Origin of the sequence: Paenibacillus abyssi (genome assembly GCF_014640295.1) — a bacterium.
In the GTDB taxonomy this organism is placed as follows: Bacteria; Bacillota; Bacilli; order Paenibacillales; family Paenibacillaceae; genus Paenibacillus_D; species Paenibacillus_D abyssi.
The window spans coordinates 128,477-143,161 of record NZ_BMGR01000015.1 but is presented as its reverse complement, the minus strand read 5'-3'; the positions used below and the strand labels follow the sequence as shown (position 1 = coordinate 143,161).

Below are 14,685 nucleotides of genomic sequence, written 5' to 3'. Positions count from 1 at the left end.
CTACTCCAATAGTGACATTTTCTCGGACGAGTTAGGGTGACATTTTCTCAGACAATTGACAGGTTTTCATCATCTAAGCTGTCATTAATATCCTTTCCTGCATAAATTTCATTTATAAAAGGAGGTGCTCCTGTCGTCGGCCAGCCCGTAGGACGGGGGACGAAAGACAGGGATCCATTGGATGACCCGTTACCGATAATGCCGTTATTGCTGAGTGGTTCATTGATTTTCTTTTTGGTGTTTCTAAATGGTTTTTTCGTCGCCGCCCAATTTGCGATGGTTAAAGTACGAGGAAGCCGAATTGATTATTTAGTATCGGAGGGGGGACGAAGGGCTAAATTCGCAGCTCATCTTACCCGCGATCTTGATGGCTATTTATTTGCTTGCCAACTAGGAATTACACTTGCATCGCTCGGCCTCGGATATGTCGGTGAACCGGCAATAGCCAGCATCATAGAACCGTATTTGAAGGACTGGTTTAATCTGAGTGATGGCATCATCCATACGATCGCCTTTTTGACCGCTTTCTTCGTTATCATTATTTTACACATTGTGCTTGGCGTACTCGCTCCACAAACATTGGCGATTCGCAAGGCAGAGAGCGTCACGCTTTTGACGGCGGCGCCGCTCATGTTGTTTCACAATCTGATGTATCCTTTTATCATATTTTTAAATGCGACGGGCAATAGGCTGCTCAAGCTATTCGGTCTCGAGCGGGTATCCGAGAGTGAATCGGGCCACACGGAGGAAGAGATCCGCATCATGGTGAAAGAAAGCCATAAGAGCGGACTGATCGATAATACGGAATTGACGCTGGTAGACAATATATTTGAATTTGCCGAAACGAGCGCCAGGGAAATTAAGATTCCGCGAACGGATATGGTATGCCTGTATACGAATTTGACATTTCAAGATAACAAAGAGATCGCGCTGCGGGAGATGCATACACGTTTTCCGGTTTGTGATGAACATAAAGATAATATTATCGGCTTTGTACACATAAAAGACATACTCAAGGTTGATGAGAAAAGCATTTTTAGCATTACTCAGATTACCAGGCCGGTCACTACGGTGCCGGAAACGATGCAGATCAGCACACTGCTGAAGCTGCTGCAGAAGAAAAAAACGCAGATTGCGATTCTTATCGATGAATACGGCGGGACCTCCGGTCTTGTTACATTAGAGGATATTATGGAGGAAATTGTCGGAGAGATCCAAGATGAATTCGATGACGAGCGCCCTGATATCGAGAAGATAGACGATGATCATTATTCCATTAACGGGCAAATGCTCATCGAGGAAGTGAACAGCTTCTTCAGCTTGGACATCGAGTATGATGAATACGACACGATCGGCGGCTGGATCTACTCGCAGATTGAAATTCCGCCAAAGAAGCTTGAGACGGTCAGTTACATGGACACACATGACTTTATTATCGAGGAAACGGATAACCTGCGTATCTCCAGGATTATCGTACGTAAGCGCCAACCCATTGACGGGCCGGTGGAGTTGCCGCAGGCAGAAACAGGCTAGCATAATAAAAAAACCGGTTACCTTGGCAGGCCGCGCGCGGCTGCTTCATGGTTAACCGGTTTTTGTATGGAAACACTTTGAAGTATGGCTGCCGAATTAAACTTCCACCGCAGCGTTTACTTTTATGACTTGGTCAATCGTAGCGCCGCCCAGACAGATATCTCCATCATAGAAGACGACAGCTTGACCAGGGGTAACCGCTTTTTGCGGATGGTCAAACTGAACATCGGCTGTTATGCCGTCTTCGCGCAGTGTTAACGTTACGCCCTGATCCGGCTGACGGTAACGGAATTTGGCCGTGCAGCGGAGAGAGCCTTGCGGCTTGTCAGGGGAGATCCAGTTCAAGCCGGTTGCGACAAGCCCGGTTGAGTAGAGGCTCGGATGCGTTTCACCTTGAACGACAAAAAGGATATTGCGCTGCAAATCTTTATCGGCAACGAACCAAGGCTCGCCTGTTCCGGAGCCGCCGATGCCAAGCCCTTGTCTTTGTCCGAGCGTGTAATACATCAGCCCGTCATGCCGGCCCTTGACGTCACCGGTCCGGATATCGACCATTTCACCCGGCTGTGCAGGCAGGTATTGACTGAGGAACTCTTTGAAGTTACGTTCCCCGATAAAGCAAATGCCGGTACTGTCCTTTTTGCGGGCGGTTGCCAATCCGGCTTCCTCGGCGATACGCCTTACTTCGGATTTGGGCAAATGGCCGATCGGGAACATCGCTTTTTCCAGCTGATCCTGCCGCAGCGCATGAAGAAAATAAGTTTGATCCTTATTCGAATCCACGCCGCGCAGCAGTGTGGCTTTCCCTCCGCTTCGCTCAACCCGCGCGTAATGCCCGGTAGCCAAGTAATCGGCACCCAAATCCAGCGCTTTTTTCAAAAAGTCGCCAAATTTGATTTCCCGGTTGCACATGACATCAGGATTAGGCGTACGGCCATGCTTATATTCATCAAGGAAATAAGTAAACACCTTATCAAAATAAGCTTGCTCAAAATTAACTGTATAATAAGGTATTCCGATCTGATCACATACACGGCGAACATCCTCCGCATCTTCCTCTGCGGTGCAATGGCCGAGCTCGTCGGTATCATCCCAGTTTTTCATGAAGATGCCGATCACATCATATCCTTGCTGCTTTAGTAAAAGCGCGGTTACCGAAGAGTCGACTCCGCCGGACATACCGACGACGACCCGGGTGGACGCGTTTGTTTTTGTCATGATAACACCACCTATAAAAGAAGCTTACTGATTATGAGTCCCGGCACATTGGCCGAACCATAATACAGCTTCTCTATTGTACCACAGCTTGAACAAGTTTTCATGAAGATGTCAAGCTTTTATATCCATTTCGGGCTTAGGTATGTTAACATAGATGTGATATGGGAATACTAATGGTATAAACGAACTGCACTCTTACCCAAAGATGAGCATAGAACGTCCACTATAATTTCAGTCGGTTATAAAAGCCGGGAGAGGAGTTCCCTTGAAAATTTCGACAAAAGGCCGTTATGGATTGACGATTATGATGGAGCTCGCGGCAAAATATGGCGAGGGCCCGATTTCCCTTAAAAGCATTGCCGAGCGAAATCAATTATCCGAGCATTATTTAGAGCAGCTCATTGCTCCGCTTCGCAATGCGGGTCTGGTAAAAAGCGTTAGAGGCGCTTATGGCGGATACATTCTTTCCAAAGAACCGGAGCAGATTACATCCGGAGATATCATTCGGGTGCTGGAAGGCCCGATATCCCCTGTTGATTTCACAGAGGAAGACGATCCCGCCAAACGTGATCTTTGGTTGAAAATTCGAGACAGCATCGCAAGTGTGCTGGATTCGACTACGCTTGGGGATTTGATATCGTTTAAGGGCGAGAATGAATTGGACAGTTATATGTTTTACATCTAAGGAGCGATTATGCAAAGCATTTATTTGGATCATGCAGCTTCGACGCCGCTGCATCCTGAGGTTCTGGATACCATGCTTGAGGTCTACCGGGGACTGGTAGGCAATCCATCAAGCATTCACAATAACGGGCGTCACGGCAAACGCATCTTGAACCAAGCTCGGGATCGGATCGCAGCTCATATGGGCTGCCAGCCGTCCGAGCTCGTCTTTACGTCCGGCGGTACTGAGAGCGACAATATGGCTTTGATCGGAGCGGCGCATGCAATGCGCAGACGCGGGAAGACTCATATTATCACAACTGCAATCGAACATCATGCTGTACTGCATCCGGCGGAGAAGCTTTCGAGCGAAGGTTTTGACGTGACTTGGCTGTCTCCGGATATTCATGGGAGGATCTCGCTGGAAGAGCTGAAATCAAGTATTAAGGAAAATACAGGGCTGATTAGCGTCATGTACGCCAATAACGAGGTTGGAACGACCCAACCGATCGAAGAGATTGGCGGCATAACACGCGAGATCGGTGCTGTTTTTCATGTTGATGCTGTACAAGCCCTAGGCTTGCTTCCGATACATTGCGCTTCGCTGCCGGTTGATCTGATGAGCTTCTCAGCCCATAAAATTAACGGGCCCCAAGGCGTAGGCGCATTGTACATAGCTAAAGGGACACCTGTTGAAGCGCTTCTGCTCGGCGGATCCCAGGAACGAAAACGCCGTGCGGGAACGGAAAATGCGGCAGGGATTGCCGGTTTTGGTAAGGCAGTTGAGCTTGCGGTGTCAGACCGCGAGCATAAATGGAAAACGATGGAGCAGCTAAGGCTGCATTTTGTGGGCCGTATTGCGCAGTTGCTTGGAGATAGCGGGGTTGTCGTGAACGGGCATGATGTTTATCGGGTACCTCATATCGTTAATCTAAGCTTTCCGGGTGTGGACACGGAAACGATGCTTATGAATCTGGATATTGAAGGGATCGCGGCTGCCAGCGGATCTGCCTGCACTTCCGGCTCGCTCGAGCGCTCTCATGTTTTACAAGCGATGGCTTTACCGGAAGAGCGATTGCGCAGCGCGGTTCGATTTAGCTTTGGTTTGGGGAATACTTTGGAGGAGATCGAATACGCGGCCGAAAAAATTGCAACCATTGCAACCCGTATTCGTAATAATGCTTAGGAGGCCTCCAACCCATCGTGATCAAGCTTCAATCTTTGATCGGGCTGCCTGTTATCGACATAAATACCGGCAACCGGGTCGGCAAAGTGAGAGACATTTGGTTCGACGAGCATTGGCTGTTGACGGGTATCGTACTCGAAGCAAGAAGGTGGATATCTTCGGACGTCCAAGCGATTCATTGGGACAATGTGATCGCATGCGGGGAGGATGCCGTTCTTATATCGGATACACAGGCCGTGGTTTCGCTTAAAGCGGAAGACATCATCCGGTGTTTCCATACGGGCCGTATCAAATTGAAGGATTTACCGGTCATAACCGTAGAAGGTCTGCAGCTTGGCAGGGTTACGGATGTTTATTTTGACCAAAATAAGGGTACCCTTATAGTAGGGTACGAATTAACGGATGGTTTTATCTCGGATCTCAGGGAAGGACGCAAGTGGCTGCGAATTTCGGATTACCCAGATGAAGTCGCGCTGGGGGAGGATACGATTCTCGTTCCGGTTCGCGCCGAACAAGACCTGGAGCATACGACCGGTCCGTAATCGATGATTAGGGAGAATGAAAGATGATGAGATGTCCCAATTGCAATTCGAAAGATATCGGGAAAATCGGCTCCCATCAATATTATTGCTGGGGATGCTTCATCGAATTGACAGTTAATGGCGAGAAAATGTCCGTCTATCAAGTGGAAGAGGACGGCACATTAAGTTCGCTTGACGATTTATTCTTTGAAGAGGAATTGCCGCATATCCATGCAAACGGCATTTAAACGATAGAAGACGGCCCTGGGCCGTCTTCTTTTTTGCTGTGGAGCCGTTGGACAAGGATGTTTTGTCCCTTCTATACATATACTGTATTGAAAACCGGTCGTTTGTAGGTCGCATCGTAACCGGAGAGGGGCGGCTGAAGTTGGAGAAATTTACAAACCGCAAACCGTTCGCTGTATTGGTCTATCTCATACTCGGGCTGCTTGCACTGTTTTTATTGCTGCTGGTCAAGCCGATTATTGTACATATTTATAATTTCCTAAAAGCGGTATTGGCGCCTTTCATGATCGCGATGATTATTTCCTATGTGCTTCATCCCATCGTGAATCTGCTGGCCGACCGAAAGGTTCCCCGTTCGATCGCTGTGCTGCTTATCTATGCTGTTTTTTGCGCTTCCATCACGGTTGTCTTAATGAATGTCATCCCGATGTTCATCGATCAGATGGAAGAATTGAATGAGCATGCGCCTGAGCTTACGATGCGGGCCCAAAGCTTGTTTGATGATTTGAACAACAATTCATTTTTGCCCCAAAGCGTCCGCTCCGGGATCGCCAACTCGATTAACGAGCTGGAAAAGAGGTTGAGTGCGGCTGTGGTGTCTTTCCTTAATAACATCGGAGCGATGTTGAATGTCGTTTTTATTTCGTTTATCATTCCTTTTCTGGCCTTTTATATTTTGAAGGACTTTGATGTGTTCGAACGTACGGTTATCACTTTTGTCCCGCGCTCCCACAGAAAAAGCACAGTTCGCCTGCTGAAGGATATCGATGATGCGCTTGGCAATTATATCCGCGGTCAGTTTCTGGTGTGCCTGATTGTCGGTATACTGGCTTATCTCGGGTACTGGCTGATCGGTATGCCGTATGCGTTCCTGCTCGCGGGTTTGGTAGCTGTATTTAACATTATTCCGTATCTTGGTCCTTTTTTCGGAGCTGCTCCTGCTCTCATTATGGCTTCCACCATATCGGTTAAAATGATGCTCTTAGTCATTGTTGTCAACACAATATGCCAAATACTCGAGGGCAATATTATTTCCCCGCAGGTGGTCGGCAGAACACTGCATATGCATCCGCTGTCGATTATTTTCGCACTGCTTGTCGGAGGGGAGCTGGCAGGCGTCGTCGGGATGATCTTGGCGGTTCCGATCTTCGCTGCATTAAAGGTGATCTTGCAGCACATCTTCGCTTACTATGTCAGAAGAAAGACCATTTGACACCAGTCATGGCTGGGGATATACTATAATTTAAATCGATGATGGAACGTAGTAAGCTGTAGCCCGTCATACAGAGAAGGAGCCCCATTGCAAGCGAATAATCTGCCTTTGCAATGGCTGGAAGGGTTCTATGACGAAGTACCGCTGAACGCTGGTTTCGGAGTGTGAATGAACTTCACCGGGAGGATCCGTTAACGTCCTTTTAAGGCGATTGTGCCTGTTCTCGCATGAAGAACAGCTGCGCAATAACCAGGGTGGTACCGCGAATGAGATTTCGTCCCTGCTTTTGTAGGGGCTTTTTTTATTTTTATTTCGAGTGGAGGCAGTGATAACCATGAAAGCAAGTGAAATACGTTCCAAATGGCTTGCATTCTTCGAAAGCAAAGGCCATACAATTGAACCAAGCGCACCGTTAGTTCCGCATAATGACCCGTCTTTGCTATGGATTAATGCGGGTATGGCTCCGCTTAAAGCTTACTTTGACGGCCGTGTCGTGCCGGAAAATCCGAGAATCGCCAATTCCCAAAAATGTATCCGCACCAATGACATCGAGAACGTGGGCAAAACGAAACGCCATCATACATTTTTTGAGATGCTCGGAAATTTCTCGATCGGCGATTATTTCAAAGAAGAGACGATTACGTGGGCATGGGAGTTTCTGACCAGTCCGCAGTGGATCGGCTTTGATCCTGAACGCTTGTCCGTAACCGTCTATCCCGAGGATGAAGAAGCATACGAAATTTGGAACAAGAAAATCGGCCTGCCGCAGGAACGCATTATCAGGCTGCAGGATAACTTCTGGGATATCGGCGAAGGACCTTGCGGTCCTTGTACCGAAATTTTCTATGACCGTGGTGATAAATACGGTGATTTGTCCGACCCGGAATGTACGCCAGGCGGGGAGAATGAGCGATTCCTGGAAGTATGGAACCTTGTATTTTCCCAGTTTAACCACAACAAAGACGGCAGCTACACGCCGCTTCCGAATAAAAATATCGATACCGGCGCCGGACTCGAGCGTTTTGCTTCGATTCTGCAGGATGTCGATTCCAACTTCGACACCGATTTGTTCCGGCCGATCATCGATCGCACTTGTGCAATCGCGAATGTGAAATATCACGTGAATAATGAAACGGATATCGCGCTTAAAGTTATTGCCGACCATATCCGTACCGTGGCTTTCTCTGTTGGAGACGGCGTGCTCCCTTCCAACGAAGGCCGCGGATATGTCATTCGCAGGCTGCTTCGGCGTGCGGTCCGTTATGGCAAAACGCTCGGCATAGACCGTCCGTTCCTGTATGAGCTGACTCCCGTAGTCGGTGAAGTTATGGGCGTATATTACCCGGAAGTTGTTGAAAAAAGAGAATTTATCGAGCGTGTGATCCGCAACGAAGAGGAACGCTTTCATGAGACCTTGTCGGATGGCCTGGCAATTCTGGGTGAGCTGGTTGCTGCAGCGAAATCGGCAGGAGCGACGGCAATCGACGGAGCGGATGCTTTCAAGCTCTATGATACGTATGGTTTTCCATTCGATTTAACCGAGGATTACGCCTCTGAGCAGGGCCTTGTTGTTGACCGTGAAGGATTCGACCAAGCGATGCAGTCGCAGCGGGATCGCGCGCGCGCCGCAAGGCAGGACAGCGGAAGCATGAAGGTACAGGGCGGGCCGCTCGCCGAGCTCACGGTTAAAAGCGAATTCGTTGGTTATAATGAATTGGTAACCGAAGCGAAAATAACCGCAATTATCATGAATGACCAATTGGTGGATATTGCCGGAGAAGGCAGCCGCTGCTTGGTACTGCTTGACCGGACGCCGTTTTACGCGGAGAGCGGCGGACAGGTAAGCGATTATGGTTCAATCTCAGGAAAAGGCGTGCAGGCCGATGTGGAAGAGGTATCCAAAGCGCCGCTGGGCCAGCATGTGCATCAAATTATCATCACGTCCGGAACGCTTCGTGTCGGAGACACCGTTCAAGCGGAGGTTTCGCGTTCAAAGCGTGAGGATATCGTGAAAAATCATACCGCTACCCACCTGCTGCATAAAGCGCTCAAGGAAGTGCTCGGCGACCACGTAAACCAAGCGGGATCGCTTGTTGAACCGGAGCGCCTGCGGTTTGACTTCTCTCACTTGGGCAGTATTACGGAGGAGGAGATCTCTGAAATCGAAAGACGCGTCAATGAGCAAATCTGGCTTGGCACGCCTGTTATCATCGAGAGCAAGCCAATTGCGGAAGCCAAGTCGATGGGTGCGATGGCGCTGTTTGGCGAAAAGTATGGCGATGTCGTCCGCGTGGTGCAGGTAGGCGGATACAGCATTGAGCTGTGCGGGGGATGTCACGTGCAGAACACCGCTCAAATCGGTCTCTTCAAGCTGATCGGTGAATCAGGGATCGGATCCGGCGTAAGAAGGATCGAAGCGGTCACCGGCAAGCATGCTTATACCTATATGGATGGGCAGTTGGAGCTGTTAAAGCAAGCATCGGAGCTGCTGAAATCCAATATGAATGATGTGCCTAAACGTATTGATGCGCTTTATGCCCAGGTCAAAGACCTCATGCGCGAGAAGGAGTCGCTGCAGGCGAAGTTAGGCAGAATCGAAGCGGGAACCCTCGAGACAAAAGCAAAAACCGTTGGAGGAATTACTGTTCTTGCAGCACAGGTCAGCGCGGACAGCATGGAAGCGCTGCGTGGTATCGCAGATGAATTAAAGGGCAAGTTTGATTCTGCGGTGTTGGTGCTTGGGGCCGTACAAGACGAAAAAGTGAATCTGGTCGTTTCGGTATCACCGGATTTGGTGAAGAAAGGATTGCACGCCGGGAAGCTGATCAAAGAGGTTGCAGCATGCTGCGGCGGCGGCGGCGGCGGTCGTCCGGACATGGCGCAGGCAGGCGGAAAAGACGCCTCCAAATTAGAAGAAGCGTTTAAGCTTGCAGAAGAACTGGTTCTTTCACAGTCAAGTGTGATATGATAGAAACAGGATAACTGCTTTACCTTGAAAGTGAGGTGCTGGCGATGAGTTCCATGGATAAAACAATGAAGTTTGATGTGAAACCGGAAGAGATGGAGACATCCTCCAAGGAGATTCTTCTGACGGTATACGACGCGTTGGTGGAAAAGGAGTACAATCCGATTAACCAAATTGTCGGGTATTTACTATCAGGTGATCCTGCCTACATTCCGCGCCACAACAACGCCAGGAGTCTGGTTCGCAAGAAAGAGCGCGATGAATTAATCGAAGAGCTCGTTCGGAATTATCTAAGTCAGCACAGATAATGGACACCGATATTGAAATGAGGCCGGACGAAGCATGCGTTTGATGGGATTGGATTACGGCGATCGCAGAATTGGCGTAGCGGTCAGCGATGCACTCCAGTGGACCGCACAGGGCGTCGGAGTCGTGGAGACAAGGCGCGATGGCAGGGAGCTGGATGAAATCGCGGATTTGGTCCGCCAACATGAAGTAACAGAAATCGTGGTCGGTCTTCCGAAGAACATGAACGGCACGATTGGACCGCGTGGCGAAATTTGCATCGCATTTGCGCAGAATCTGCGTGAGAAACTGAACTTACCTGTTCACCTTTGGGATGAAAGGCTGACCACCGTATCCGCAGAACGGACTCTGCTTGAGGCGGACATCAGCCGCAAGAAAAGAAAGTTAGTGGTAGACAAAATGGCAGCAGCGCTCATTTTGCAAAATTTTCTCGACTCTAAAACGAAAAGGTGAGGGTAACGATGACAAAGGACGACATGCAGTTTGAAGAGCCGGAAATCATTTATATTCCGGATGAAGAAGGAAATGAAGAGGAATTCGAAGTCATCATGAAATTTGAGGTTGATGAATCCGACCAAAAGTATATGATGGTTGTTCCTCTCCATTCGGAAGATGATGAATCTGAAGAGGTGTACGCTTTCCGCTATGAGGAAGACGGCGATGATCTGAAATTGTACACGATCGAAGACGAAGAAGAATGGAATATGGTTGAAGAAACATTCAATACACTGCTGGGTGAGATGGAAGAGGGCGACTGATCCATCTGCTGAGAGGAGCTGTGTAATGAGTTTGCATCATAACGGACAGCCTGAGCGGTTGACTCGTCTTAACGAGCTTTACGGACCGGAGATCGAACTCGTATCCGAAGACGGAGTCGAGGAAGCTTATCGGATTGTGGCGGAATTTCGCATTGGCGGTTCGGCTTATGCCGGATTGCAGACACATGCGATGCGCAAAGCGGACGAGGTTGCATTCTTCCGTGTCATTGAAGGGCCGGGCGGCGAGCTGGGGCTCGAATCGATTGATGATGAAGAAGAATGGGAAGCTGCGGCTGAAGCCTATGACGAGTTATTGTTCTCTGGCGAGGATCTGCCTTAATCCAACTGTATAGGCAATTGAGGAGGGGCGGTGCAAACCGTCCCTTTTCAAAAAGGAAAAAGGCTGTTCCCTTAATACAAGTCATATCGCAAAGCGAAACGGCTTCGTCACGAATCAGGGCGGCGAAGTCGTTTCTATTTGCGAGAGGAGAGGAAGGTTATCACGGCGTGAGTACAGCGATACGCAAAAGCCGCATCACCTTATGGGTGGTGTTAGCGCTGCTTGGTCTGATGTTGGTCGCAGCTGCAGGCACTGCTCTATATGTATGGTATGGATTGCAGCCCACACCCGAAGGGGTAGTCAAACGGGTAGAAATCGCGAATGGTTCAACTCCATTTAAAGTAGCCGAAATTCTTGAGGAACAGGGCATCATTCGTAATGCATTCCTATTTAAATATTATTTGCGGTTCCAGAATGAAGGCTCAAGGTTTCAAGCGGGTGTATATGATTTTACTCCAGGCATGGAGTACGAGGCGATTATAGCCAAGCTGAATGCCGGCGATACCGTCAAAGCGGAAACGGTCCGGTTCACGATTCCAGAAGGGTTTACCGTGCTCCAAATCGCGGACAAGCTTAGTGAAGAAGAGCTCATCGATAAACAAAAGTTTCTTGAGCTGGCTGAATCACAAGCAATGTTAACCTATTCCGAAGCGGCTTCCAAGATTGAAGCGGGAGAGCAAATGAATCATCTGCTGGAGGGATATCTATTCCCCGAAACGTATGAAATGAAAAAGGACAGCACAGAGCAGGACATGATCGTCAGAATGCTCCAGGAGCTCGATCGTAAGCTGAATGGACTTCCGGAAGGATGGCGTGAAAGGCTCGCCGAGCGAAATTTGTCATTTCATGACATGATGATTGTTGCTTCGCTTGTGGAGCGGGAAGTCGTTGTGGACGAGGAACGGGCATTGGTAGCAGGTGTCATATACAATCGATTGGCTATCGGCATGCCGCTGCAAATCGATGCCACCGTACAATATGCACTGGATAAACCGAAGGAGCGTTTATTCGAGAAGGATCTTCAAATTGACAGCCCATATAACACGTACAAGATCAATGGAATGCCTCCGGGCCCGATTGCAAGCCCGAGCTTAGCATCCATTGAAGCTGCGATCTATCCGGAAGAGACAGAATACTTATTCTATGTAACAAAGAAGGACGGCTCACAAACGCATCTTTTTGGCAAAACCTATGAAGAACATTTAAAAAATATTCGAATCAGCAATGAAACGGCAAAGGAAGGAGAAAGCCAGTAATGAACGCAAAACCAGAACTGCTCACTACAGCCCGTTCAATGGAAGAACTGGTCCGGTTAATCGATGTCGGCGCAGACGCTTTCGTGCTGGGAGAATCGAAATTCGGCCTTCGGGTGGCCGGCGAATTCGAGCTGGATGTTATGGCTGAAGCGGTGCGTATCGCGCACCCCCGCGGCGTCCGCATCTATGCGGCTATCAATAATTTGGTAGATAATGAAACGGTAGGAGAGCTTCCGGATTATATTAAAGGCCTTGCTGCCGCAGGGGTGGATGCTGTTGTGTTTGGCGACCCGGCTGTCCTTATGGCAGTGAGGGAAGCAGCTCCTGGGATGAAGCTGCATTGGAACACGGAAATGACGTCGACCAACTATGCTACTGCCAATTTTTGGGGACGCAAAGGAGCGACGCGCGTCGTACTTGCGCGGGAGCTGAACATGGAGCAGGTGATTGGTACGAAAGCCAATACCTCTCTAGAGGTAGAGGTACAGGTACACGGGATGACCAACATCTATCACTCCAAGCGCAGCCTCGTAAACAGTTATCTCGACTACCGCGAGCAATCGGGTATTGCTGGAAACTTGTCATCAGAGCTTGAAACGGATAAGGATCGCGGGTTATATTTGATAGAGACGGAGCGCCAGAATGAACGCTATCCGATCTATGAGGATGCAAATGGGACCCATATTATGAGCTCAGACGATATCTGCATGCTGGAGAACCTTCATGAGCTGATGGAAGTGGGCATAGACAGTCTGAAAATAGAAGGCTTTATGAAATCGATCGAGTATAATGAAACCGTGGTTCGGGCTTACCGGAAGGTTATCGATAATTATATTGCAGATCCGGCTGCTTATCGATTCGATGAGCAATTGTTGGAACAGATTCAAGCGATTCAGGATCCGGAGCGGGAGCTTTCATTCGGATTTTTCTATAAGGAACAGGTGTATTAACAAAGGATAGGAGGGGAAAAGCATGACAACTCAAACAAAGCCCCGTTATCAAGGCAAACGTTACCGGCTGGCCAAGCCTGAGCTGCTTGCGCCGGCAGGAAATTTAGAAAAGCTGAAATTCGCCGTTCATTACGGCGCGGATGCGGTATATATCGGAGGGCAGAAGTACGGATTGCGCTCCAATGCAGATAACTTCAGCTTCGAGGAAATGAGAGAGGGCGTACAGTTTGCCGCGAAATACGGTGCAAAGGTATTCGTCGCAACGAACATTTATGCCCATAATGAAGACATAGAAGGCTTGGAGGATTATCTGCGAGGTTTGGAGGATGCGGGGATTGCAGCGATTATTGCAGCGGATCCAATCATTATTGAAACGGCAATGCGGGTGGCACCGAAGCTTGAAGTGCATCTGAGCACACAGCAGTCTACGTTGAACTGGCAGGCCGTTAAGTTCTGGAAAGAGGAAGGCCTTCCGCGCGTCGTACTGGCCAGGGAGACGTCAATTGAAGAAATCGCCGAAATTAAAAAACATGTCGATATTGAGATTGAGCAGTTTATTCATGGCGCGATGTGTTCTTCCTTTTCTGGACGATGCGTGCTTTCGAATCATTTTACCGATCGGGATTCAAACCGCGGCGGCTGCTGCCAATCATGCCGGTGGAAATATGATTTGTTTGTGGACGAACAGCCGGTTAGCCAGGCTGATGAAGATAGATTTACAATGGGGTCCAAAGACCTGTGTATGATTGAACATCTGCCTGATCTTATCGATATAGGCGTTGACAGCTTCAAAATCGAAGGCCGGATGAAGAGCATTCATTACGTAGCTACGGTTGTGAATGTATACCGCCAAGCGATCGATGCCTATTTCGCTGATCCGGAAAATTATACCGTGAAGCCGGAGTGGCTGGATGAAATTAATAAGGCGGCCAATCGCCCTCTTAATACAGGCTTCTTCTATAACACCCCCGGAGCGAACGAGCATATCTACGAGCCTGAGGATAAAGCGGCTCCTTATGATTTCGCAGGCATTGTGCTGGATTACGATGCAGCGACAGGAATTGCAACCATTCAGCAGCGCAATCATTTCAAGCCTGGGCAGGAAGTAGAATTTTTCGGGCCAGGAGGAACGTTCTTTAAGCAAACGGTTGACGAGATTACGGATGAAGAAGGTCAGGCTTTGGATGCGGCGCGTCACCCGCTGCAGCACATCAGGCTGCGTACCGAGCATCCGGTTCAACCGATGGATATGATGCGCAAACGAATTGGACGGTCTTAATTTGTTCGCTGGGATCCCTTTGTAGACGATCGTCTACAAAGGGATTTTTTTATAAAAAAAATCAAAAGATTTTTGGTAATCTCTTCATTATTTTAAGAAATAAACCGATACATTTTATTGGGATAAATTTTATTTGTGTAATAAGTCCTAGTTCTTTGGAGGAATTTCATCTTATATGTCGAATTAGCAACTTCAGCACGATATAATAGGAAGGTCATTTGTCCCATAATGATTTAAAGAAACAAAGAGTG

General features: G+C 48.6%; 15 protein-coding genes. 14 read left to right on the top strand and 1 reads right to left on the bottom strand.

Features of this window, described 5'->3' with window-relative positions; genetic code table 11:
- Nucleotides 1-198: 198 nt before the first annotated feature.
- Nucleotides 199-1,533 carry a hemolysin family protein gene (locus IEW11_RS20420; protein ID WP_188532918.1) on the top strand — a complete coding sequence of 445 codons (1,335 nt, stop codon included), beginning with the start codon at nt 199-201 and terminating at the stop codon, nt 1,531-1,533.
- A gap of 96 nt (nt 1,534-1,629) precedes the next feature.
- Here the strand turns inward: IEW11_RS20420 and mnmA are convergent, their stop codons facing one another.
- Entirely contained in the window at nt 1,630-2,751 is a 1,122-nt protein-coding gene (gene mnmA / locus IEW11_RS20415; protein ID WP_188532917.1) for a tRNA 2-thiouridine(34) synthase MnmA, read from the bottom strand.
- 265 nt (nt 2,752-3,016) lie between these two features.
- Between mnmA and cymR the strand changes: the two genes are divergently transcribed.
- From cymR to IEW11_RS20350, 13 genes are all read left to right on the top strand, one after another.
- Complete coding sequence (cymR, locus tag IEW11_RS20410; protein ID WP_188532916.1) at nt 3,017-3,436, top strand: cysteine metabolism transcriptional regulator CymR; 420 nt, start codon at nt 3,017-3,019, stop codon at nt 3,434-3,436.
- 9 nt (nt 3,437-3,445) lie between these two features.
- Nucleotides 3,446-4,600: a cysteine desulfurase family protein gene (locus IEW11_RS20405; protein WP_188532915.1), complete on the top strand. Its 1,155-nt coding sequence runs from the start codon at nt 3,446-3,448 to the stop codon at nt 4,598-4,600.
- 17 nt (nt 4,601-4,617) lie between these two features.
- A complete protein-coding gene (locus IEW11_RS20400; RefSeq protein WP_188532914.1) occupies nt 4,618-5,142 on the top strand; it encodes a PRC-barrel domain-containing protein in 525 nt (174 codons plus the stop codon).
- 23 nt (nt 5,143-5,165) lie between these two features.
- Nucleotides 5,166-5,369: a YrzR-like zinc ribbon domain gene (locus IEW11_RS20395; RefSeq protein WP_188532913.1), complete on the top strand. Its 204-nt coding sequence runs from the start codon at nt 5,166-5,168 to the stop codon at nt 5,367-5,369.
- A 140-nt stretch (nt 5,370-5,509) separates the two neighbouring features.
- The gene (locus tag IEW11_RS20390) at nt 5,510-6,580 is read left to right on the top strand and encodes an AI-2E family transporter (protein WP_188532912.1); all 1,071 of its coding nucleotides are present in this window, start codon (nt 5,510-5,512) and stop codon (nt 6,578-6,580) included.
- A 334-nt stretch (nt 6,581-6,914) separates the two neighbouring features.
- On the top strand, nt 6,915-9,548 hold the full coding sequence (gene alaS / locus IEW11_RS20385) for an alanine--tRNA ligase (protein ID WP_188532911.1): 2,634 nt from the start codon (nt 6,915-6,917) through the stop codon (nt 9,546-9,548).
- Between the two features lie 44 nt (nt 9,549-9,592).
- On the top strand, nt 9,593-9,853 hold the full coding sequence (locus tag IEW11_RS20380) for an IreB family regulatory phosphoprotein (protein WP_188532910.1): 261 nt from the start codon (nt 9,593-9,595) through the stop codon (nt 9,851-9,853).
- 34 nt (nt 9,854-9,887) lie between these two features.
- On the top strand, nt 9,888-10,304 hold the full coding sequence (gene ruvX / locus IEW11_RS20375) for a Holliday junction resolvase RuvX (protein ID WP_188532909.1): 417 nt from the start codon (nt 9,888-9,890) through the stop codon (nt 10,302-10,304).
- An 8-nt stretch (nt 10,305-10,312) separates the two neighbouring features.
- Complete coding sequence (locus IEW11_RS20370) at nt 10,313-10,609, top strand: DUF1292 domain-containing protein (protein ID WP_188532908.1); 297 nt, start codon at nt 10,313-10,315, stop codon at nt 10,607-10,609.
- A gap of 25 nt (nt 10,610-10,634) precedes the next feature.
- The gene (locus IEW11_RS20365; protein WP_188532907.1) at nt 10,635-10,949 is read left to right on the top strand and encodes a DUF1292 domain-containing protein; all 315 of its coding nucleotides are present in this window, start codon (nt 10,635-10,637) and stop codon (nt 10,947-10,949) included.
- 230 nt (nt 10,950-11,179) lie between these two features.
- Complete coding sequence (mltG, locus tag IEW11_RS20360) at nt 11,180-12,205, top strand: endolytic transglycosylase MltG (RefSeq protein WP_229725524.1); 1,026 nt, start codon at nt 11,180-11,182, stop codon at nt 12,203-12,205.
- Complete coding sequence (locus IEW11_RS20355; protein ID WP_188532906.1) at nt 12,205-13,155, top strand: peptidase U32 family protein; 951 nt, start codon at nt 12,205-12,207, stop codon at nt 13,153-13,155. Before mltG ends, IEW11_RS20355 begins: the two co-directional genes overlap by 1 nt.
- Before the next feature lie 22 nt (nt 13,156-13,177).
- Nucleotides 13,178-14,434 (top strand): peptidase U32 family protein, encoded by a 1,257-nt coding sequence (locus IEW11_RS20350; protein ID WP_188532905.1) that lies wholly within the window; start codon nt 13,178-13,180, stop codon nt 14,432-14,434.
- Nucleotides 14,435-14,685: the final 251 nt, after the last annotated feature.